Origin of the sequence: Vibrio sp. S234-5, assembly GCF_000960595.1 — a bacterium.
GTDB lineage: Bacteria > Pseudomonadota > Gammaproteobacteria > Enterobacterales > Vibrionaceae > Vibrio.
Window position 1 is genome coordinate 60,783 of the sequence record NZ_JZAM01000362.1, and the last position, 21,043, is coordinate 81,825.

At 48.4% G+C, this 21,043-nt stretch carries 15 protein-coding genes and 1 pseudogene; 8 read left to right on the forward strand and 8 right to left on the reverse strand.

Translation table 11 applies throughout. The features are described 5' to 3' along the window. The first annotated feature begins 110 nt into the window (after nt 1–110). Genes UF06_RS20645 through UF06_RS20680 form a run of 6 tightly spaced genes read left to right on the forward strand, consistent with a single transcriptional unit; the run spans nt 111 to nt 6,250 of the window. Entirely contained in the window at nt 111–641 is a 531-nt protein-coding gene (locus UF06_RS20645; protein ID WP_045572117.1) for a tetratricopeptide repeat protein, read from the forward strand. A gap of 16 nt (nt 642–657) precedes the next feature. Then, nucleotides 658–2,886: a DUF1566 domain-containing protein gene (locus UF06_RS28070; RefSeq protein WP_052702608.1), complete on the forward strand. Its 2,229-nt coding sequence runs from the start codon at nt 658–660 to the stop codon at nt 2,884–2,886. Between the two features lie 59 nt (nt 2,887–2,945). Next, nucleotides 2,946–3,545 (forward strand): hypothetical protein, encoded by a 600-nt coding sequence (locus UF06_RS20665; protein WP_193157871.1) that lies wholly within the window; start codon nt 2,946–2,948, stop codon nt 3,543–3,545. Nucleotides 3,546–3,598: 53 nt separating this feature from the next. Next, on the forward strand, nt 3,599–4,168 hold the full coding sequence (locus UF06_RS20670) for an HD domain-containing protein (protein ID WP_045572118.1): 570 nt from the start codon (nt 3,599–3,601) through the stop codon (nt 4,166–4,168). Nucleotides 4,169–4,194: 26 nt separating this feature from the next. Continuing rightward, a complete protein-coding gene (locus tag UF06_RS20675) occupies nt 4,195–5,097 on the forward strand; it encodes a hypothetical protein (RefSeq protein ID WP_045572119.1) in 903 nt (300 codons plus the stop codon). Then, complete coding sequence (locus tag UF06_RS20680; RefSeq protein ID WP_197541325.1) at nt 5,066–6,250, forward strand: sel1 repeat family protein; 1,185 nt, start codon at nt 5,066–5,068, stop codon at nt 6,248–6,250. The genes UF06_RS20675 and UF06_RS20680 overlap by 32 nt, the downstream gene beginning before the upstream one ends. A gap of 14 nt (nt 6,251–6,264) precedes the next feature. Here the strand turns inward: UF06_RS20680 and UF06_RS20685 are convergent, their stop codons facing one another. From UF06_RS20685 to UF06_RS20720, 8 genes are all read right to left on the reverse strand, one after another. After that, complete coding sequence (locus UF06_RS20685; RefSeq protein ID WP_045572120.1) at nt 6,265–7,518, reverse strand: aromatic amino acid transport family protein; 1,254 nt, start codon at nt 7,516–7,518, stop codon at nt 6,265–6,267. A 275-nt stretch (nt 7,519–7,793) separates the two neighbouring features. Beyond that, nucleotides 7,794–10,004 (reverse strand): EAL domain-containing protein, encoded by a 2,211-nt coding sequence (locus tag UF06_RS20690; protein ID WP_045572121.1) that lies wholly within the window; start codon nt 10,002–10,004, stop codon nt 7,794–7,796. Between the two features lie 256 nt (nt 10,005–10,260). Next, nucleotides 10,261–11,604 carry a TldD/PmbA family protein gene (locus tag UF06_RS20695; RefSeq protein WP_045572122.1) on the reverse strand — a complete coding sequence of 448 codons (1,344 nt, stop codon included), beginning with the start codon at nt 11,602–11,604 and terminating at the stop codon, nt 10,261–10,263. Further along, nucleotides 11,604–12,989, reverse strand: a complete 1,386-nt coding sequence (locus tag UF06_RS20700) for a TldD/PmbA family protein (RefSeq protein ID WP_045572123.1) — start codon at nt 12,987–12,989, stop codon at nt 11,604–11,606. Before UF06_RS20700 ends, UF06_RS20695 begins: the two co-directional genes overlap by 1 nt. Before the next feature lie 264 nt (nt 12,990–13,253). Further along, nucleotides 13,254–14,312, reverse strand: a complete 1,059-nt coding sequence (gene glpQ / locus UF06_RS20705; RefSeq protein WP_045572124.1) for a glycerophosphodiester phosphodiesterase — start codon at nt 14,310–14,312, stop codon at nt 13,254–13,256. Nucleotides 14,313–14,451: 139 nt separating this feature from the next. Next, the gene (gene glpT, locus UF06_RS20710; RefSeq protein WP_045572125.1) at nt 14,452–15,816 is read right to left on the reverse strand and encodes a glycerol-3-phosphate transporter; all 1,365 of its coding nucleotides are present in this window, start codon (nt 15,814–15,816) and stop codon (nt 14,452–14,454) included. A 348-nt stretch (nt 15,817–16,164) separates the two neighbouring features. Beyond that, nucleotides 16,165–17,580 (reverse strand): leukocidin family pore-forming toxin, encoded by a 1,416-nt coding sequence (locus UF06_RS20715; protein ID WP_045572126.1) that lies wholly within the window; start codon nt 17,578–17,580, stop codon nt 16,165–16,167. Nucleotide 17,581: 1 nt separating this feature from the next. Beyond that, a complete protein-coding gene (locus UF06_RS20720) occupies nt 17,582–18,088 on the reverse strand; it encodes a cytolysin secretion protein (protein WP_045572127.1) in 507 nt (168 codons plus the stop codon). 573 nt (nt 18,089–18,661) lie between these two features. Between UF06_RS20720 and UF06_RS25135 the strand changes: the two are divergent. After that, nucleotides 18,662–18,955: pseudogene (locus UF06_RS25135) on the forward strand (methyl-accepting chemotaxis protein); the annotation flags it as partial. 185 nt (nt 18,956–19,140) lie between these two features. Beyond that, nucleotides 19,141–21,030: a methyl-accepting chemotaxis protein gene (locus tag UF06_RS20730; protein ID WP_045572129.1), complete on the forward strand. Its 1,890-nt coding sequence runs from the start codon at nt 19,141–19,143 to the stop codon at nt 21,028–21,030. Nucleotides 21,031–21,043 lie beyond the last annotated feature (13 nt).

Genomic DNA, 21,043 nt, shown 5'->3' on the forward strand with positions numbered 1-21,043 from the left:
AGGATCACATTAAGCAGAGAGAAGCCATGCCATTTGATGATGTAACACATTGATTAAAATTATCAATAGAGAGTATGTTATTCACATTTAAAGCTAATAGAGAACATTCCATGAGTAAAAAGCCCTTTTGGCAAGTTCCGCAAAACTGGATCATCGCGTTGTTGGTGGTCGGCATTGCGGGTTACTTTGCCTATCAAGAGTTCAGCAAACCGAAAGTTAACCGCTTACAGCAGGCCAGTGCCTATTTTGATGCGTTGGAAGCGGAAGAGCGTGCCGAGGCAGAAAAGCAAGCAGCACTTAAAGCCAAGCAACAAGCGGAGCAAGCGTTAGCACAAGCCGCCCAAGCTAAAAAAGAGGCGCAAGCCGCTCAAGAGCGCGCCAATCAAGCTCAGCAACAAAAGCAGCAAATGTATGCGCAAAACTCACGCAACTGGCAGTTAAGAGAGACACAATACTGTAATAGCTATAGTGATAATTCGATTAACTGTGACGTTATTTGTGTCAATGGAAATGGCCAAGAGAGAAAGAAAAATAGTCTCTTTGCAATGTTTGACTCCGCTGTGGGTTGGTATGGTAGTGATGCACCGCGTTACTACCGTTCTTATACCGCTTACTACCAAGCCGTTTGTGCCAATTTATAAAAAAGAGTTGATCATCATGATGAAAAAAATATTCCTTCCCATAGCGGCGCTAACCATCACCGCCTGTCAGCCTGAACCCAATGTGGCACTGCGTATTGATTGCGGTGAGTTTAATGATCAAGGTGTCGCCATCACCTTAAACGGCAAGCCCATCGGAGATTGCCCGTTGGATATTATGACCCACGCTGGGCAAACCGACATTTCGGTGAACAAAATCTTTGCCGATGCCAGTTACCTTGAAGGCAGCCAAAGCCTGATGTTGGCTGAAAACGTCAATAAGCGGGTTAAGTTTGATCTACAACAGATCTACGGCGAAAACTATTACTACAAAAAAATCACCAAAATTGCAGATGCGCAAGAGTATTTAAAGCGTTTCCCACAAGGGAAATATGCTCAACAAGTGAGTGAAAATTTAGAATATACGATTTACAAAAACGCAACCGACTTGTCGGGTGTGAATGAATATCTCAAGCTATATCCCAATGGCAAGTATTCGATTGAAGTTAGGCAAAAGATTGAAACGTTGTATTTTGAAAAATCCACCACAATAGAAACTGCACGAGAGTATTTAAAGCGTTTCCCACAAGGGAAATATGTTCAGCAGGTTAACGCACGTATAGAGACCTTTCCGCTTATCGCTAACCGTTATTACGACAACCTTGATGGCACCGTGTTTGATAAACAAACTCAGCTGGTTTGGATGCGCTGTAGCCTAGGTCAAAGCTGGGATGGCAAAACCTGCAACGGTGAGGCGAAAAAATATACATGGCATGACGCAACCAAGCTAACGCACAATTTTGCGGGCTCAACCGCTTGGCGCCTACCCACAATTGAAGAGCTGGATTCCTTAGTCTACTGCTCAAAAGGGCGCAAGCCTTCAGAGCGCCCCAATGGTGAGTATGTGGGGGATACCAATGGCTTTTGCCTTGGTAACTACCAAGAGCCGACCATCAACATCAGGGCTTTTCCTAACACGCTGGATTATGCTTATTGGTCGTCTTCGCCCTATTTCTACAATAAAAGTTACTACGCGTGGCTCGTCGACTTCGAGACTGGTCGCGTCGACAACAACCATAAGAGCTACAACCACCGCGTCCGTTTGGTGCGAGCCGAATCAAATCCAAGTACACTTAAACCAGCGTTCTCTTCTTCTGAACAAAAAGAGCCGCCTGCAACCGTGAACCAATATGTGGTTAATCCGAATGGAACGGTATATGACAAAGAAACCAACCTTACTTGGATGCGCTGCAGCCTAGGTCAAAGCTGGGATGGCAAAACCTGCACTGGTGAAGCGAAAAAATATACATGGAATGACGCAACCAAACTAACACACCAGTTTGCGGGCTCAACCGCTTGGCGCTTACCCACAATTGATGAGCTGGATTCATTGGTTTACTGCTCGAACGGGCGTAAGCCTTCAGTGCGTCCCAATGGTAAGTATGTAAATGATACCAATGGCTTATGTCTTGGTAACAACTACCAAAAACCGACCATCAACATCAGGGCTTTTCCCAACATGTCAGATAGTTTTAGTTATTATTGGTCGTCTTCGCCCGATGCCAGCAATAGTAACCGCGCGTGGAGCGTCAACTTCTACGGTGGTGACGTCGACAACGACAATAAGCTCAACGACTACCACGTCCGTTTGGTGCGAGCCGAAGCTAATCCAAGTACACCTAAACCAGTGCTCCCTTCTTCTGAACAAAAAGAGCCGCCTGCAACCGTGAACCAATATGTGGTTAATCCGAATGGAACGGTATATGACAAAGAAACCAACCTTACTTGGATGCGCTGTGGCCTAGGTCAAAGCTGGGATGGCAAAACTTGCAACGGTGAGGCGAAAGAATATAAATGGCGTGACGCAATAAAGCTAAAGCACAATTTTGCAGGCTCAACGGCTTGGCGCTTACCCACAATTGATGAGCTAGAGTCGTTAGTTTTATGCTCTGAAGGTCGTCATTTTTCGAGTAATTTTATTAATCAATTGTTTGATACTTATTTTTATTATTCTATGTTTTCAAATAAGTTAGCTGGTCAATGCCGTGGTGAGAGTTATCAGAAACCAACCATTAATTTAATTGCCTTTCCTAATACAGGCAATCAATCGTATTGGTCTTCATCACCATTTATTTATCGAGATACAGCGATAGGAGGATGGGGAGTTTATTTTGGAGATGGTGCAGTAGTGGACGAATTGATAGGAGGGGCTGAAAGCCGTGTTCGTTTCGTTCGCGATGGACGTTAAGATACCTAATGTAGCGGTGTCTAACTGCGCATTGAATTGCATCACTATAGAGAAGCAAAATGAAACCTCGCTTAAACCCACTCAAACCCTATTTGAGCTGTGTGGTGTGCGCTTTGCTGCTGACGGCGTGCGCCAGTTACCCATTAGGAATGAGTGAAGCCCAATGGCTGGCATTAACCCCCGAGCAGCAATATGACGCGCAGCTAAAACAAGCCGAGTTGGATAGGCAACGTGAAGCGCGCCGTTTGGCCGAGCAACAAGCACGCGAACAAGCGCTGAAAGAGCAGCAAGCGCAGCTGGAGTTGGCGCGTGAAAACGCCAAGTATGGCGAGCGGGTGCAATGCGTGCTGCAAAACAGTGAGCTGTACTTTAATAAAAAATGGCGCACGAGCGAGCCCTTGGCGCTCGATCTCTTGGCGAAGCAACCGGCGCAAGCGGTGAAACAAAGCACCGCAGATGGCCGTTATAGTTTCACCCTCTACGCACAGTTTGATGGCCAAACCCTCAGCCTGTGCCGCCATGAAAACAGCCGCCGCCAAGAGTGCGCGCTGATGCTCGGCACCTTTAACGACTACCACCGAGGTTTGCGCCAAACCATCCAGCAAGATAACTGGCTGCGCGGTCAACTGCGCTGCCAGTTTGTACCGAAAGTGTGGTGATAAAGGCAAGGTTAAAGGTGGCATGCTGAGGTAAGTGTAAGCAAGTAGGACAGATGATGAACTGGAACCCCGATGATTACTTAGCCGCGTGGTACTTTGCAGCGCGCGCCCATGCTGGGCAAACCTTCAAAGGCCGACGGCATGATGAGCACTTGCCTTATTGTGTGCATTTAGGCGCAGTGGCAATGGAGGTGATGCATGCACTTAAATCGCGCCCCGATCTTGATGGCCGTTTAGCACTGCAAGTGGCGCTGCTGCATGATGTGATTGAAGATACTTCAACCCGTTATCAGCAAGTGGAAGAAGCGTTTGGGGAGCAAGTGGCGCAAGGCGTGTTGGCACTGAGCAAAAATAAGCAGGTAGGCGATAAGGCAGCGCAAATGGCCGATTCACTGGCGAGGATACAACAGCAGCCAGATGAAATATGGCTGGTGAAGCTGTGCGATCGCATCACCAACTTATCGCCACCGCCACACCACTGGAGCCGTGAAAAAATTGCTGCCTATCGCGATGAAGCGCAGCGCATTTTGGATGCCTTGGGCCGTGCCGATGCAGGCGCTGCGCAGCGATTAAGCGCACGCATTGCCGATTACGCGGCGTTTTGTTCACCGCAAGCTGAGTAGCAGTAAATGAATGGAGTGAAAAGCGCATGAGCCAACTCTCGCTAAGTGAAGCGACACACAGAAATATTCAGGCGTTAAACCAAGCGCAAAGGGCTTCGCTGCTGCCTATAGTGCAGCAGGTACTGCACTATCGCGATTTAGTGGCTCGCCAAGGTTGGTTGGTGCTGGAAGTGGCGCATCAACCCTTTGTCGAACCGGTTTTGAGCCAAGCTGCACAAAGTTATTGTGACAAAGTGATCGAACTTTTGCTGTGGGGGCATGATGCCAGCGCAGTGGCGCAAGTATGCCAGAGAGGGTTGTTGAATCAGCCTTTTTCGGCGTTTGAACAACTGGCGCTGCTGTTGTTTAGCGATGGTATGCTGGCACTGAGCGAGGGCAGGCCACGTGATTATCTGCGCGACATCATGCTCGCGTCACTCGGTTTTGAATGGCAAGCGGCTTTGGAAGAGGCAGAGCAGGCGCGCGAAAGAGAGTATCCGCTTGCACCATTAGTTTGGCAGCCATTCACGGACGCTCAGCTACAACAAGAGTTAGAGAACCACGCGCCCGGCGAGCAAACCCCGTGGCGCGCCGCTTTTTTGTTCGCCCATTTAAGCGATGCACAGTTACAAGCGTTACTGCGTGAAGCTGAGGCCAGCGACTGGATTAATCTGCTGTGGCTGGTGCAAAGTGAACCATTATGGCAACGGTTGGCAGATAACCTGACCCAGCGGACTCAACGCCATTTCCATGAAAGCTATCAACATCATTGGCAAGGTGTCAGACGCAGCCAACCGCTGGCGGCGTATTGGCGAGAGGCGTATCAATCATTCACCAATCTCTATCAGTTGCTGCATGTGCAGCTCGGTGATGAAGCAATGGCGCGCCTGCTTGGCATAACAGAGAGTGAAGCCCCCAATGGCAACGACAGCGACACCAATGGTCACTAAAAGAGTTCCGCTGCATAGCGCCAACCTACTCTTATTGCTAGCAATCAGCAGCTCGGCTTATGCCGTACAAAACAACCTCAAACAGTGGGATAACAATTCCGCCACTTTTCAAAAGGCCTACACGCTATTGCAGCAACATGGCGCATCGCTGGATGTAGAGCTATTTGAAAAGCACCCAGCCGAATACCAAGCCTATTTGCTTGGCAGTTACAGTGCTCAAGCGTATGACTCTCTGCTGGCGATTGAATGGTTGAAACGCGCCTATGCGGATGTAGAGAAACTGAACGAGTTCACTCAGCAGAGTGTGCTCTATCAGTTAGGGTACAGCTATGCGCAGCTTGGTCAGCTGGCCGAGAGTGAAACTTGGTATCGCCGTGCGATAGCCAAAGGCAGTGCCGATGCATGTGTTAACTTAGGGGTCATGTTCGAAACGAAAAAGCAGTTTCAACAAGCGGAACAACTCTACTTAAGTTGTTTACCCGATAACGAGAGTGCCTTGCTTTACCTCAATCTCGGTACGCTTTATTACAACGGACTCGTGAAGCAGGATCAACGATTAGGCGGGGAGTACTGGCAACGCTCGGCAAAACTTGAACCCTTCGACAGCGATATTCAGTACAACTTGGGGGTGTACTACCTCAATACTGAGCGCGACCTAGATAAAGCCCGCTACTACTTTAGCCAGTGCAGTTGGCAAGATGCCGAGTGTGCCAGCGTGTTATCGCATCCCTTGCTGATTGGCCGCAGTGCGGAACAAGCACATTGGCAAGCGTTGCGCCAAGGCAGCGCAGTTGAGCAGCGTCATCTTTTGCAGGCCAGAGCGCAACACCTGTTGCCAGAGCCAGCCTATTTTGACGATCAAACCGCGGAAATTGTGCTCACTACCCGCTGGGATGAAGGCGGCCAATGGCAGAGCATCACCGCAACGACAACCTCTCCAGCTCAGCTGGAAAAAGCGTGTGGTTGGCTGAATCGGCTGATTTGGGTCGATACCTTCTCAGGCGCAAACGCAGAAACTTATTTAAAACTCAACGTAAAGCTCAACCAACCGCAAGCCATTTTGCCCATTTCTTGGCAATACCGTGAAATGAGGTATCAAGTGAGCGAGCAACATGGCCGTTGGCAGTGTGAGGTTGTTCACAGGCCGCGTTGAAGTTATCCGCGCGACTACACCATCGAGAACAAAAGTGCGGATACGGCCAGCAGACCACTAAGCAGAGTAAACCAAGTACTCAGTTTATGGCGGTATTGACGCAAGGCGTCGATTTTGTAAATCGCGTACACAGGCATGATAAAGAGGATCATGGCGATCACTGGTCCTGATAGGGTTTCCATCATGCCGAGGATGCTTGGATTGATGACTGCCGCAATCCAAATGGAAACAAATAGCAGCACGATGGTGATTTTGTCAGCGCTGTTGTTACTGATGCGCGCATGTTTGGTGATAAGGCCATTGAGACTTTCCCGCGCGCCTAAGAAATGCCCTAAAAACGAAGACGTAATGGCGATGAAGGCGACTAGAGGGCCAAACGTGGCGATAAATGGGTTGTTGGTGGCGTTGGCTAGGTAAGAAAGTACCGAGACATTTTGTGCTTTCGCTTCGGCGAGCTGTTCTGGAGAAAGTGCCAGCACACAAGAGAAGACAAACAGCAGGACAAAAGCAATCAGCATAACGCTGGTGCGCTTTAGGATCTGTTCCGATTTTTTCTCAGCGTGCTCTGCGTAATGGCGACGCTGCACATTAGCGAAGCTGGAAATCGCCGCAGCGTGGCTAAAAGAGAACACCACAACGGGTACGGCAAGCCATACCGTTTGCATGAAATCAACGCCACTCGGTATCGTCAATGATGGCAACTGCCAATCTGGGATCAAGTAGAAAGACAAAAATGCCAGAATGGCGGCCAGCGGATAAACCATTACCGCAAAGGCTTTGAGCATCAGCTTTTCTCCGCCGAGCATGATGGCGATTAAGCTCGCTACCAATACGCCGGAGAGTAGCACGCGTGGCAATGAAGCCATGCCCGCTTGGTTGACCATAAAACTATCGACTGTGTTGGTAATGCCAACGCCATAGATGAGCAGGATAGGGAAAATAGACAAAAAGTAGAGCAGTGAAATCAAACGGCCGGCTTGGCTGCCAAAGTGTTCTTCCACCACGTCGGTGAAGTCCGCGTTGCGCTGTTGAGAAGAAAGGACAAAGCGTGCTAATCCTCGGTGGCCAAGAAAGGTCATAGGAAATGCGACCAGTGCCATCAGCATCAGTGGCCAGAAACCGCCAATACCTAAGTTGATTGGCAGAAACAAAATGCCCGCTCCTACCGCGGTGCCGAAGAGGCTCAGTACCCAATGGGTATCGTGTTTGGACCAAGTGCCAGTTTGTGCCTGATCACTAAAATTTAACGTTTCTCGAGATTCTTTCACTTTGATACTGCCTTTGTGAAAATAATAATTTCGCGAATGTTATACATTTTAGTTTGATATATCACATGGCCAAGCTAGCGATATCTGCTGCAGATCGGCAGATTATGTAAATTATCTGTTTGCTATTTTTTCGACAAAATAGATAAAAGAACTTAATGTGTGATATTTACTGGTTTAATATTGCAAATATTTGTTATTTTTTGGATGTTGGTGTTGTATTCAAAGTGGCGAAAAAGCCAACACATTTGAGCGATTGGTGGGGAAAATGGGTTGCTTTAGATAAATCTGTCTTTTTGACAACGTTTTAAATGGCTAAGCAGTGGCAGCGGTTTGGCAATGCCAAAACCTTGCGCGTAGTCGATACCTAAATCACACAAAATGTCAGCGTGTTGCTCAGATTCGACAAACTCGGCAACCGTGGTCAAGTTCATGGTTTTGGCGACCTGACTGATCGCTTGGACGATGGTTTTGTCCCTATCACTGTGGGTAATTTCTTGTACAAACGAACCGTCAATTTTGATGATGTCCAAAGGCAAACGGCGCAAATAATCAAAGCTGGCGTAACCGGTGCCAAAGTCGTCCAGCGCAATAGTGCAACCGATTTTACGCAACTGCTCAATGGCAATAATCGCTTGTTCCTCATCGCGTAGTGCATCCGATTCGGTGATCTCAAAGCAGATTTTGCCCAGCGGCACACCGTATTGTTGGGCTAAGGAAACCACGCCTTTGACCAAACTATCATCACTGAGCGCTTTGGCGGTGAGATTAATTGAGCAGCGGCCGATACTCTGCCAGTCGTCGACAAATCGACTCAGGCAAATAAAAGTGTGGCTGACAACCCATTTGTCGAGTTCCACTTCCAAACCAAACTCGTTGATGAGCGGGAAAAACTCCGCTGGCGACATCATCGCCTGACCGTCAACTTTAAGCCGTAGTAGTACCTCGAAGTACTCTTCTTTTAAGCGTCCGTGTAGGTTGCGATAGGGTTGGCAATAAAGTTCAAACTGATTGTTTTTAAAACAATTTTGAATGAAGTTGAGCTTTTCCAATTCGGAATATGGCGTGGTGTGCTGGTTGAGCCATTTGATGTCCGTTTGCGCATCACTGTACTGTTCACACAGTGATGAGACCAAGCTTTCCAGATCCTGATCGTACTTTAGGTCAGTGCAATGAATCGTCCGTTTGACTAGGCTAATCGAGGTGTCTTGAAAGTAAAAATGGAACTGATCAAGTAGACGGATCAGGCTCTTTAGCTCGGAATTGAGATACGGTAGACGTGGCACGTAGCAAACCAAGCCTTCAGAAAAAGGTGGCAGGTAGCAGCGTTTAATGTACTGAGTTTTCTCGTTGAGGTAGTGGCTCAGTTGTTTAATCAGTTGCGCACGGCCTCGATGCCCCAAACTGCTCAGCTTGGAAACGGTCGGGGTCAGATTGATGAAAATGAGTACTACGTGACCACTTTGTTCGATATCTTCACGCATCTGCGCGAGATTAAACAGCCCGGTATAAGGGTCTATCCGCTCGCGCACGATCGCCTCGCGGGTGGTGAGGTAGTTTTTGATCGAGTGCGCGCCAAGCATAAACATCAAAGCGGTCATGACAAACAGAACCAGCAAAATACCGTAAAAGTGGCGCTCAGAGAGGATGCCTTGATTGAGGCGACTCACGCCGTCTTCGATCGTCAGTAGCAAGACAAAAGTTGCAAACAGCACTGGCCGAACAAGGCCATATTTGCCAATGCCGACGCCCACCAGACAGATCAGCAGCAGCGACATGGTGTCGCGATAGAGCGAGCTTTCACCAAACAGGGTGAAGACACAAACTAGAACGCAGATGGTGAACCACAAGCGGTAGTGATAGCTGGTGAGGCTGTCTTCATGCATCGCTTTGTCGAGCTGGATATAAGGCGCGTTACTTCCCTCGGCGAGATAGTGGATCACCAGCGTAAACAAGGGCGTTAATACCAACTGTGTCAATGCGCCGCTGAGCACGGAATAAAATAGAAACTGAATATCAAACGGTGCTGCAGTGCCAAAATAGTCACTGATGCTGATCAAAAGCAGGCTATTGGCGATGGGATAAACGAGCCCCAACACAAGAATGTAATAGACTAGCCGCAAAGGAAAATTATGTGCATCAAAGGTCTGCGTAATACGCTGATAAATGGTAGAAAAAAGCAGCGGGATTGCAGGCAAAGCAGTTGAGAAAAGTAATGCAATCACTAACGCTCGATGAGAAAAATAGCTGTAGTAAAACAGCAATCCGGAGACTACGCCAGGAATCACGCGCCATGAGTATTTGAGGAAAATCGCCATGATGAAGGCGGCGGTGAAGGAGAGCACGTGCACCCGATCGGCTTGCACCACATAGAAATTGGATAAGGAGAAACTGCACTGGATAGCCACAAACACCAAGATTTGGCAAAGCAGAAAACGCCGGTTCTGCGTAATATCTTTGGCGAAAAACGATCTCAGTGACGACAACATGTAAGTTCCTGAAAGTGTGCGCAGCGGTGGGCGATGACACCGAACCTTGCTTATAACTCGTTTTATTGTAGTGGCGAATGGCACACTGTTTGCGGCGCATTGTACAAAAAGTTGTGAAAATGACCAAAGCAATGTTGATGATTTCAACAACACTGTCACGAAAGTTGTCAAAGAGAAGGGCTGGTTTGGCTAGGCGCACAAGGGAGAGCGGTGTGCGACGGGAAAAAGGAGGGCATTTGCCCTCCAAGCAATGATTTTATTTCCCGCCAATGCTCAAACGAGCAAAGCGAATCTTCGGCGAGTAAAAGCTGTATGAATCGTTGGCTTCGACCAAGGAGCCAACAGCCTCGATCTCTTTCAACATTTGATAGAAGTTCCCCGCCACAGTAATGCCGCGTACTGGTTGGACTCGTTTGCCATCGCGACACAGAAATCCGCTCGCGCCAAAGGAAAAGTCGCCACTGATAAAATCTGCGCCAGAATGAGCGCCTTGTAAGTCGACCAGTTCTAAGTATTCGCCTGCAGTCACTTCTGCAAAGCTGCTGTTGCCCGAGCCAATGACGGTGTGATGGGCCGAAACTTCTAAGCTGTCTTTCGGTCCACGAGAGGCATGGCCTGTATTGGCGACGCCAAAGTAGGCGGCGGTGTAGCTATTGTGCAGCAAAGAATGGAGTTCGCCTGCGCCAACAATGACCAGATCTTGCGCCGCTGTGCCTTCACTATCAAAACGGCGGATACGAAAACCCCCTTCAACGTAAGCTTGGCTGGAAACCGTTAACAGAGGGTTGGCAATGGCCGCGCCGATTTTATCGCGCAGTGGATTGAACCCTTTCATGGCACTGGACGCTGAGAAACAGGCAGAAAAGGCACCAAACAGCTCACTTAAGGTGTCAATGGTGAACAGCACAGAGTAGTTGCCCGTTTTGACTGGCGCACCGTCGAGCAGATCACGCGCCTGCTCATAGCCTGCATCAATGCAATACTCAGGATCGAGATCGATGTAACGTCGGCCTAAGCTCATAGCGCCAGCCATCGACTGTTTGCCGTCTTTTTCAAACAGGGTATAGGCGTAAGCGGAATGGTAACGTTCCGTTTGCTGACATAAACTGCCTTGGGTATTGGCAATCAATACTTGGCTGGTTACATCACTGTAGCCGTTGTAGGGTGAGTTGCTGGCATGCGGGCGGCTGACCACGCCTTGTTCCAATCTCAGACTTAGGGCAATTTTGTCATCGACAGTGGCATCACAAGCTTGATTGAGTTCTGGGTAGTCGGCAGTCAGTTGGCTATCGATGACACTGATCTTTTGCTTAGGGTCAACTTTCGCGTACTTGGCGCTTTCTAACGCGTTATTAAGCATGAGATCTAAGCTCTCTGTGGCCAGCGATTCAGAGTAGCTGGTGGCGACGCGATCGTCTTTCACGACGCGAACACCAATCACCTGAGAAGTGCTGACTTTGTACTCATCCAACTGGCCTTTGCTCGCTTTGAGTGAGAAGTTATCACTGGTCTGCGCCACGATGTCGGCTTGCGCACCCTTTGCTTTGGCTTGGGTGAGCAGATGATCAATCGCCGTGAGCAGGTGTTGTTTTTGGTCCATTAGTTGCCCCCTCCAACCAGAATATTGTCTACTTTCAATGACGGTTGCCCCACAGTCGTTGGCACAGAACCACTGACAGAGCCGCACATCCCCGGCGCCAGCGCCATATCTTTGCCAACCATGCTGATCTCTTTCAGCACTTTTGGCCCGGTGCTGATCAGCGTTGCGGTTTTCAGTGGCTTAGTGATCTTGCCGTTTTCAATCAGGTAGGCTTCACGAACGGCAAAGTTAAATTCGCCCGTGCCAGGCTGAACGGAGCCGCCGCCCATTTTTTTGGCGTAGATGCCTTTTTCGATGCTGGAAATCATCTCCTCAAGTGAGCTGTTACCTGCTTCAATAAAGGTGTTTCGCATGCGAGAGGTTGGTGCGAACTTATAGTTTTGTCGACGTCCTGAACCAGTGCGCGCGTAACCCGTTTTCATTCCGCCCATCTTATCAACCATAAAGCTGGTCAGTTGGCCATCTTTGATCAATTGAGTACGCTGTGTTTCCATACCCTCATCGTCGATGTGAATAGAGCCCCATTCGTTTGTCATGGTGCCATCGTCTACCGCGTTAACCACAGGATGCGCGATCATCTCGCCCATTTTGTCGTGAAATACCGAGGCTTTTTTTGCCACGGAAGTGGTCTCAAGCAAGTGACCACACGCTTCGTGGAAAATAACGCCACCAAAACCGTTGCCAATGACCACAGGCATCTCACCAGAAGGGCAGGCATCGGCGTTGAGTTTCACCAGTGCTTGGGCGGCGATGTCGCAACCGATCGCTTTGGCGTCCAGTTGCTGGCTGTATTCCCAGCCTGCCAGCGCGCCGGGGCCGTCCATCCCTGTACTTTGCTCACTGCCATCTTGGGCAACCGCATTACCTGCTACGCGAACATAGTGGCGAGTGTCGGCAATGTGCAGCCCTTCAGAGTTGAAGATTTCAACCTGCTGTTCCCGTTGCAGCACGCTACCGATAAACTGAACAATTTTTTCGCTCTGGGCACGCGCAGCGAGATCCACTTGGCGCAAAAAGGCGATTTTGGACTCTAAGTTCGGATCGTGCTTGAGCGGCATAGTGCAGCCGTGCTGCACAGGGTAGCGAATAAGGTTGAGTGCGCCAGCATGGGCGATTTGCTCACGTTTATCTTTGGCTGCGAGCAAGCTGGTCACGCGTTTTAGCTCTGTTTCATCCGTGCTGTTGGTGTAGCCGTAAAGCACTTTGTGGCCAAAGAATAGGCGGATACCGATACCAAAATCGATACCTGAGTTGATTTTGTCCACTTCTTTGGAAGTTAGCGAAACAGAACTGGTTTGATGATGTTCTACAAACAGCTCAGCGAAGTCGGCTCCAAGAAACAGAGCATGATCAATGACCGCTTTGGCGGTGACAGCGTTAAGCATGAAATCTCCTTGAGAAATTGTCCTAGGCGCGAGGCCCTAATGCCTTCAAAAATAGCGCGCAGCCTTTTTGAAGCTAGGCGTTATGTTAACATTTTATTAAAGATTTTTTATTCTAAAGCTGGAGGATTGGAACTTGAAAGTGGGCGATCTTACGCGGTAATGCAGCGAAAAGTAAGGAATATCATCGGTTTTTAGTAAAAGCTAATAAAAGAAGAGGCCGTAAATCGGCCTCCAAAAATGGGCATGATTGAAACTGGATTGAGTCTATTTTTGCTCGGACAAAAAGTGCACCGCTTTGTCCGGGAAGTCGGTAAACAGACCGTCTACTTTGACTTTGTTATAGAAAACGTCCAGCATGCCAGCAAAATTTTCTGCGTATGGCGCAATACGGCCAGGGTCTGCGCGGAACGTGTAAGGGTGCACAGCAAGGCCGGCTTGTTTGGCCTCTTGCATGAGCGGTAGAACAATCAGATTGTCTTTGGTTGATTTGTCATCCACGAGCATCGGTTTCCAAGGGCCAATCCCTTCTGCGTAGGTTGCCACTTCTTTCATCGCACCGGGTTTAAAGAACCAGTCGTAATCGTAGGGTGTTGCAGTGTTACCTTGGTACACCATAGTTTCGTTCCAATCGGTGTAGGCAAGAAGCTGCACCAGTTTCAGATCCATTCCCATCGCAGGCATCAATTCATCATTAATGCGTTTAAGCTCAATCGGGTCGAAACATTGCAGGTAGACTTTGCTCTCTTGGTTGGTGTAGCCGTATTGCTTTAACACTTTCAATACCGCAGTACTTATATCTTTGCCTTCATGGCGATGGAACCAAGGTGCTTTGATCTCTGGGTAGATGCCGATATTGTAACCTAACGTTTTGTTAAGCCCTTGGATCAGTTCAATCTCTTCTTGCAGGGTAGGGACGGTGAAATCGCCTTTCCACATCGGGAAACGGTTGGGGAAGCCCGCCACTTTGTTGCCTTTGTCATCGATATTGAAACCTTCGGTGACTCGCAGTGATTTGATCTCAGCTAAAGTAAAGTCGATGGCGTAGTAGCGTTTATCCGCACGGGCACGATCTGGGAACTTATCCGCGACGTCCGTCACGCGGTCAAGATAATGGTCATGCAGCACAACCAACTGATCATCTTTGGTCATTACCACATCTTGCTCGATATAGTCTGGTTTCATGGCGTAAGCCAGCGCTTTGGCTTCCAGCGTGTGCTCTGGCAAATAGCCAGAAGCGCCGCGATGAGCAATCACCAAGGGTTTTGCGGTCACGCTGCCAGCTGCCAAAGCAGCGAGAGCGAAATAGAGAGGAGAGAGCTTCATGGAATTTTCCTTGTGTTTGTTTTCACTAAATTTTCGAAGGAGTATCCTGACGTTCGAAAATGTAACTATGATGACACTTTCGCGCAGAAAATAGCCCGTTAGCTTACGGCAGTAAAAAAACGGGCTTGAGGAAGTTTAATTAAGCAACGGCTTCTTTCTGTTTGTTCTTCGCTTCGTGATGAGCGCGTTCGCCCAGCAGTGCGTAAGTCAAACAAACAATGGAGGTGATACAAGAGCCGATCAAGATGATAAAACCACCATCCCAGCCAAAGTGGTCAACGGTGTAACCCAGTACCGCGTTTGCCGCCACTGCGCCGCCCAAGTAGCCAAACAGACCCGTTAGACCTGCAGCAGTACCAGCGGCTTTTTTCGGTGCAAGTTCGAGTGCGTATAGACCAATAAGCATCACAGGGCCATAGATGAGGAAGCCGATAGCCACCAGCGCTGCCATGTCCACGCCAGGGTTACCTGCTGGGTTAAACCAGTAAACTAGTACCGCAAGCGTTACCAACACCATAAACAGAATGCCCGCTGGCGCACGACGGCCTTTGAACAGTTTGTCTGAGATCCAACCACACAGCAGGGTACCCGGAATGCCCGCCCACTCGTAGAGGAAGTAAGCCCAAGAAGATTTGTCAACCGTGAACTCTTTGGCTTCTCTCAGGTATACCGGAGCCCAATCGAGTACGCCGTAGCGGATCAAGTAAACGAAGGCGTTCGCAATTGCGATAGACCAAAGCAGTTTGTTGTTAAACACGTACTTAAAGAAGATCTCTTTGGCCGTCATCTCTTTTTCGTGCGAGGTGTCGTAATCGTCTGGGTAGTCGTTTTTGTACTCTTCAATCGGTGGCAGGCCACAAGATTGAGGCGTATCACGCATGGTAATCCAAATAAATACCGCTACCAGTAGAGCGAAGAAGGCAGGTACGTAGAAAGCGGTGCGCCAGTCGTCATTGAACATCCACAAACCGAAGAGGAAGAGTGGGCCTATCAAACCACCACCTACGTTGTGCGCCACGTTCCACACTGAGACAATTTCACCGCGCTCTTTGCGAGACCACCAGTGCACCATGGTTCGGCCACAGGCAGGCCACCCCATACCTTGGAACCAGCCGTTCAAAAACAGCAAGATAAACATGGCGGTAATGCTGCCGGTTGCCCAAGGCATAAAGCCAAAGCAGAACATGACTAAGGCAGACATCACCAAGCCTGCGCTGAGGAAGTAGCGCGGATCAGAACGGTCGGAAACACTACCCATTAAGAATTTAGATAAACCGTAAGCGATGGATACCGCAGCCAGAGCGACACCGAGGTCGCCGCGGCTAAAGCCTTGTTCAATCAGATATGGCATCGCCAGACTGAAGTTTTTACGTACCAGATAGTAGCCAGCATAACCAACAAAAATGCCGATAAACAATTGCCAGCGCAGGCGGGAGTAAGCACTATCGATTTTCTCGCCAGGTAGGCGATTGATATGCGCTTTGGGTGTGAATATACCAAACATGGTAAGCCTCTTTACTTTGTGTTTTGCGATGGTATAGAAACGGCCCCGAACAAAAGAATGTTGAGTAGAGAGCGGGTGGTTTCTTCTAAAGTGCGAACGAGCAAAAACTTTTCGTTCGAAATCGGTCGGATTTTCGTATTGATTGACAAAGTTTTCTGTGAGAAATGTTACATTTCAATTAATAATATTAATAAAACAGGATATTAAGTTGCGAATATGGATGATATCTCTCATTTTCAACGTGTTACAAAATGGCGTTTTGGAACTTTTGTGATTGGTTTTTGAGCAAACGAACGTTCGCTGGTTAGAACTAAAGCGCTCCCGCTGAATGCGAGAGCGCTAGGCTGGTTAAAGTTTGATCTGTTGCAGCGTGGGTTTCCAGCGTGCATGCGTTGCTGAGGATTCAGGGCTGACGCCGACAGTTTGGCCGCTGATGATATCTAGCACGTAGCGAGTGTTGCTGCCATCGACATAACGGCTGATCAGCTTGTCGCCTTCCCAGAACCATTTCTGAGCAAGGTTTGCTCCACATCGCTCAACGGTGAGACGGTGGTCATTGCCGACGGTCAGGCAGCGATCTGGCGCAACACGGCTGCGGTAGCGCTCTTCTTTGTCAAGACCCCAAACTTGATTCCAGTTGCCATGACAACTCCAGCCGTTGACCTCGCCACCGATGGCTTTTTGATCGCCATCTTTACCATACACATCGAGACACAAATCGTTATTGCTCAAAGATTGCAAGGTAACGTGCGCTTCGGCTTCGAACAACGGATGATTCCAGTCTACACGCACTCGTTGTTTAACGGTTGTACTGTTTGAAGAGTACCCCGCAGGGCCATAGACAGAGAACAGCGCCGAAGGTACCACAGTACCAAAACGAGCACGGTAGTTAAGCTTTACCCCAATCTCAAAGTCTGTGGTGCCACTTTCACTGACAGGCGTTTCGTAAAGTACGTCATAGCTGGGTTTAAAGTTAGCGTAGGAGATCGGATTGAACTTGGTTTTGTCAAACACCCATCCGCTACCCCAGTGAGCTGCGGTAAAATAGCAACCCAACTCCTGGCGGCGCAGTTCATCACACTCACCGAACTCGCGTTCAAAGGAGATATCGAAATCGCTTAGCGAAGAACGGTTGTTGATGCGGTAGTCTTTTGTATCGAACACTAAGGTTTTCGAATAGTTATAAGTGAACGAACCACTGACTTCACCACCCACTTTAGGGCCGTCTTTATTGACCTCAGCCCCCACTTTACCATTCACGCCAATCGAGTATCCATGCGTGTCGCGGTGCTGGTAGTTTTTGTTCTCATTCTGTGGGAAATCACGTGCCTTTTTCGGTGTGTAGCCAGAAATCGGCTTAACCCACAAATCGTAGCTGCTGGCAAACGGACCAATATAGGTGCGACGGTTCGCCCAGCTTTGGAACCAGCTATGCTCTTGCTGCAGCTCGTTCACAAGGTGGATGCCTGTACCGGGTTTGTCTGCATCAACAGTAAAGCGGACAATTTTTGCATCCGGGGTAAAGCCTGCGGCGGTAGCGGATTGCACCGAGCGCATTTGTGCGACGTTAACGCGAACATCAATTGACGCACCAGCATTACACCAATCGCGGGTATTATCAAAATCGCCAGACGTATGCAGGTTACATTTAATTTTTGAGCTGGTGATGTAAATCGGCTTTTCGACAATCGGCACATATTCTTGTGCGCTGGCGTTCATCGCCGCGGCGAGTAACGAAAACGTAAATATAACGGGTGTTTTCATCTTAGTTACCTCCGAAGCCAAAACGATCAAGTGCGTGTTGCAGAGACTGCGTGATACTCTCCAGCTCTGCGGCGCGGTTATTGAGCGAGTTACCGTTCTCATCGGTCACATCGCTGACAATCGCATTGACTAAGGAATCCCCTTGATAGGTGCCAGTCACGACCACTGGGGCTGAAATGCCCAGTCCGGTGAGCTTTTGGCTCAGTGAGAATTGCGCTTCTTCGCCAGCAATTGTCGTGAGATCGAGCACAACCGTATCACCATTAGCGATGTGCTGTTGAGCGAGGTTGAGTTCATCTTCAGAAGCGCTGCCTGCGTTGACATAAAGCAAATCTTGCTGAGATAAATGGCCACTGTAGAGCGTCACAGGTTGGCGATAGCTTTGTGCGATGGCCTGAGAGATTTCACTTTCACTGCCCAAAATTTGGACATCCGCGAAAGCCTGTGCAGCAAACAAGCTTGAAAGAAGGAGTATTCTTCCTGCTATTTTATTGTTGTTTTTTCGCATAGTTTCCTCATTACGAGTTGGTTTTATTATATTAAACTACCGATCACGAAATAATGTTAATAATCGTAAGGGTATTGGTCCTCATCCTTGAATGTTGAAACTTTTTTATTTCATAAAGTGGTTATTTTTAAACCGCCATGAATGTTAATGGGAAGGCAATAAATTCTTATTCTGGCTTATTTTCACAAAAATAAATAATGTAACCATTTATTGTTGACAAATATTGATTGATGTAATAATGACCTTTGATATCTTTTTAATTATTATAAGTGTAATGATAAGTTGTTGTTTTTTATTTGTTCTTTACATTTCAAAATAAGAGATTGCTTAATGAGGTGGTGTTTTATTAGCTTTGCATAGATAATCTAATGCTAATTTATTTCATTCTCTAGATTTAAAATGATTATTTTTTGGTAATTTTATTTTGAGTTCCAGTTTTGATTTGCAACATTGGCTAAATTTCGTTTTGCTAAATTAGATATTATTAAAAATGCTCTTTTATATAAAATAAAATGGCCATGATTGAAAATAAACTCGGTCAAAAGCAAAAACGTTTTTGTGTTCAGTGCGCACAAACGAAGCAACGTCTTGCTCGCGCTCAACGCGGCAATTGAAGCCGCGCGTGCTGGTGAGCAAGGCCGAGGTTTTGCGGTGGTGAATTTAATTAGTGATATGGCGACGCAAATTGCGACGGCGGCGGAAGAGCAGACGCACGTTACCAGCGCAATCACCCAGAACATCACCTAAATCAAAGATGTTGCCGATCAACTGGTGGTCAGTTCGCAAGACAGCTCAAGCGAGTCCAACCAATTGAAGCAACAAGCCTCTGAACTTAGTGCCAAAGTGGCGACCTTTAAATTATCCTGAAAGCGATGATGTCGCGATCCACCTCTGAACGGCGCTATTGGGCGCCGTTTGTTTTGAAGCAAGATCACAACCTTACTGCAAAGACAAACAGCTTGGATATAAAGTTAGACGCATAGCCAGAATTTCACAAATTAGATTGATAATCTACGCTTTATAGAATTTCTAATAAGCAATGAGAGCCATCTATGCAATTCAGTTTAAAGAGGAAAATGGTTTCCTCCGTCGTTTTAGCGATTGCGATTACCGCCGCGACACTTCTTTTTGTTGGGTATCAAACCTTTAAAACTCACAGCTGGAAAGCGATTGAAAGTGAAAGCCGCAACACACTCAGTGCTCATGCCAAGGGGATTGCGGACTGGTTTCATGACAAACAGCTCGCCGTTAAAGGTTTGAAAGAGGAAATCGAGCGCAACCCGCAGCTCGATATTGTGCCGCATTTACGTCAAGCGCTTGTCGCGGGGGGATTTGGCCTAAGTTATTACGGGAATGAACAAGGAGAGATGTTTCGTCATGATCCTTCACTGAACAAGGCGGGCTACGATCCCAGAGAACGTGGTTGGTATAAAGAGGCCAAAGCCGCTAATAGTGCTATCACCACTGCGCCTTACGTCAGTGTTACCATGCAAACTCTAGTGGTGACGTTAACCGAACCTGTTCGACACAATGGCAAATTGATCGGCGTTGCCGCTTCAAATTTGGCGCTCAACAAACTGATCAAAGACGTTTTAGCCATTCAGGTACCGGGCAATGGCCGCGCGATTCTTGTTAATCGTAAAGGCAATGTAGTTGCTCATCCGAATAAAGAAGTACTGCTTAAACCAGTAGCCGAAATAGCGCCAGAACTGAGCATTTCGGATCTGATTCGCGCCGCTGATAGCAATAGTGCGTTATACGTTGATGTTGCAGGGGCTGCCAAAGTGATTATGGCGCAACCGATCGAATACACCGACTGGTTACTCGTGATGGAGATGGATAAGGCAACGTTGGAAGAGCCGTTATCTGACATGCTGCTTAATCAGACGTTAATCGGTATGCTGGTGCTCGTAGTGATGGCACTGGCCACGTCTTGGTTCGTGGCGAAACAGCTGGTCGAACTGGGTCGCGTCAGTGAAGCCTTGGCTGATATCGCCGAAGGCGACGGTGATTTGACTGTTCGTTTGCAAGTGACTAGCCAAGACGAAGTTGGTCAGTTGGCCGAGAAATTCAATAAGTTTGTCGACCGATTGCATGTGATGGTGAAGAACGTGCGCGATGTTTCTGGCGCGCTCAACCTTGGAGCGAATGAAGCGGCGCGCTCAGCCAGTCAACGCAGCGAGAGCATTCGTCATCAGCAGGATGAGATCACCATGGTGGCTACCGCCGTGACGGAAATGGCCTCCGCAACAGCCGAAATTGCAGGTAATGCCGATAACACGGCGAAAAATGCCAACCAATCGGTTGAGTTGAGCCAGCATGGCTTTGAGCAGATGAGAAAGAGCCAGCGCTCGATCAATTCTCTTGCGCAAGAACTTACCAATGCCGTTGATATCATTGGTGAACTGGAAGCGCACGGACAGCAAATTTCGACCATTTTAGCCACAATTAGAGCCATCGCAGAGCAAACGAATTTGTTGGCACTCAACGCGGCGATTGAGGCGGCTCGTGCCGGAGAGCAAGGGCGTGGTTTTGCGGTGGTTGCTGATGAGGTCCGCGTGTTGTCGCAGCGTACCCACGCCTCGACCGAAGAAATCCAAGAAAAAATTCAAGGCTTGCAGCGCGCAACCAGCAGTGCTGTTGCGGTGATGAAGCAAAGCCATGAGCTTGCGGCGACCAGTGTTGAAGACGTTAACCTCACCGGTGAAAGCTTGACGGCGATTGGTGATGCGATTCAAACCATCAGTGATATGGCAACGCAGATCGCTTCGGCCGCAGAAGAACAGTCATTAGTAACGGCCGACATCAACGGCAATACTGAATCAGTTCGAGAGGTGAGTGATCGTTTGGCTGTCGACGCGCTGGATGCGGTTGAGCAAGCAAAACGTCTACACGCTTTGGCTGGCGATCTTGACAAGGAGATATCGCGTTTCAGATTGTAAAGACTAACTCGGC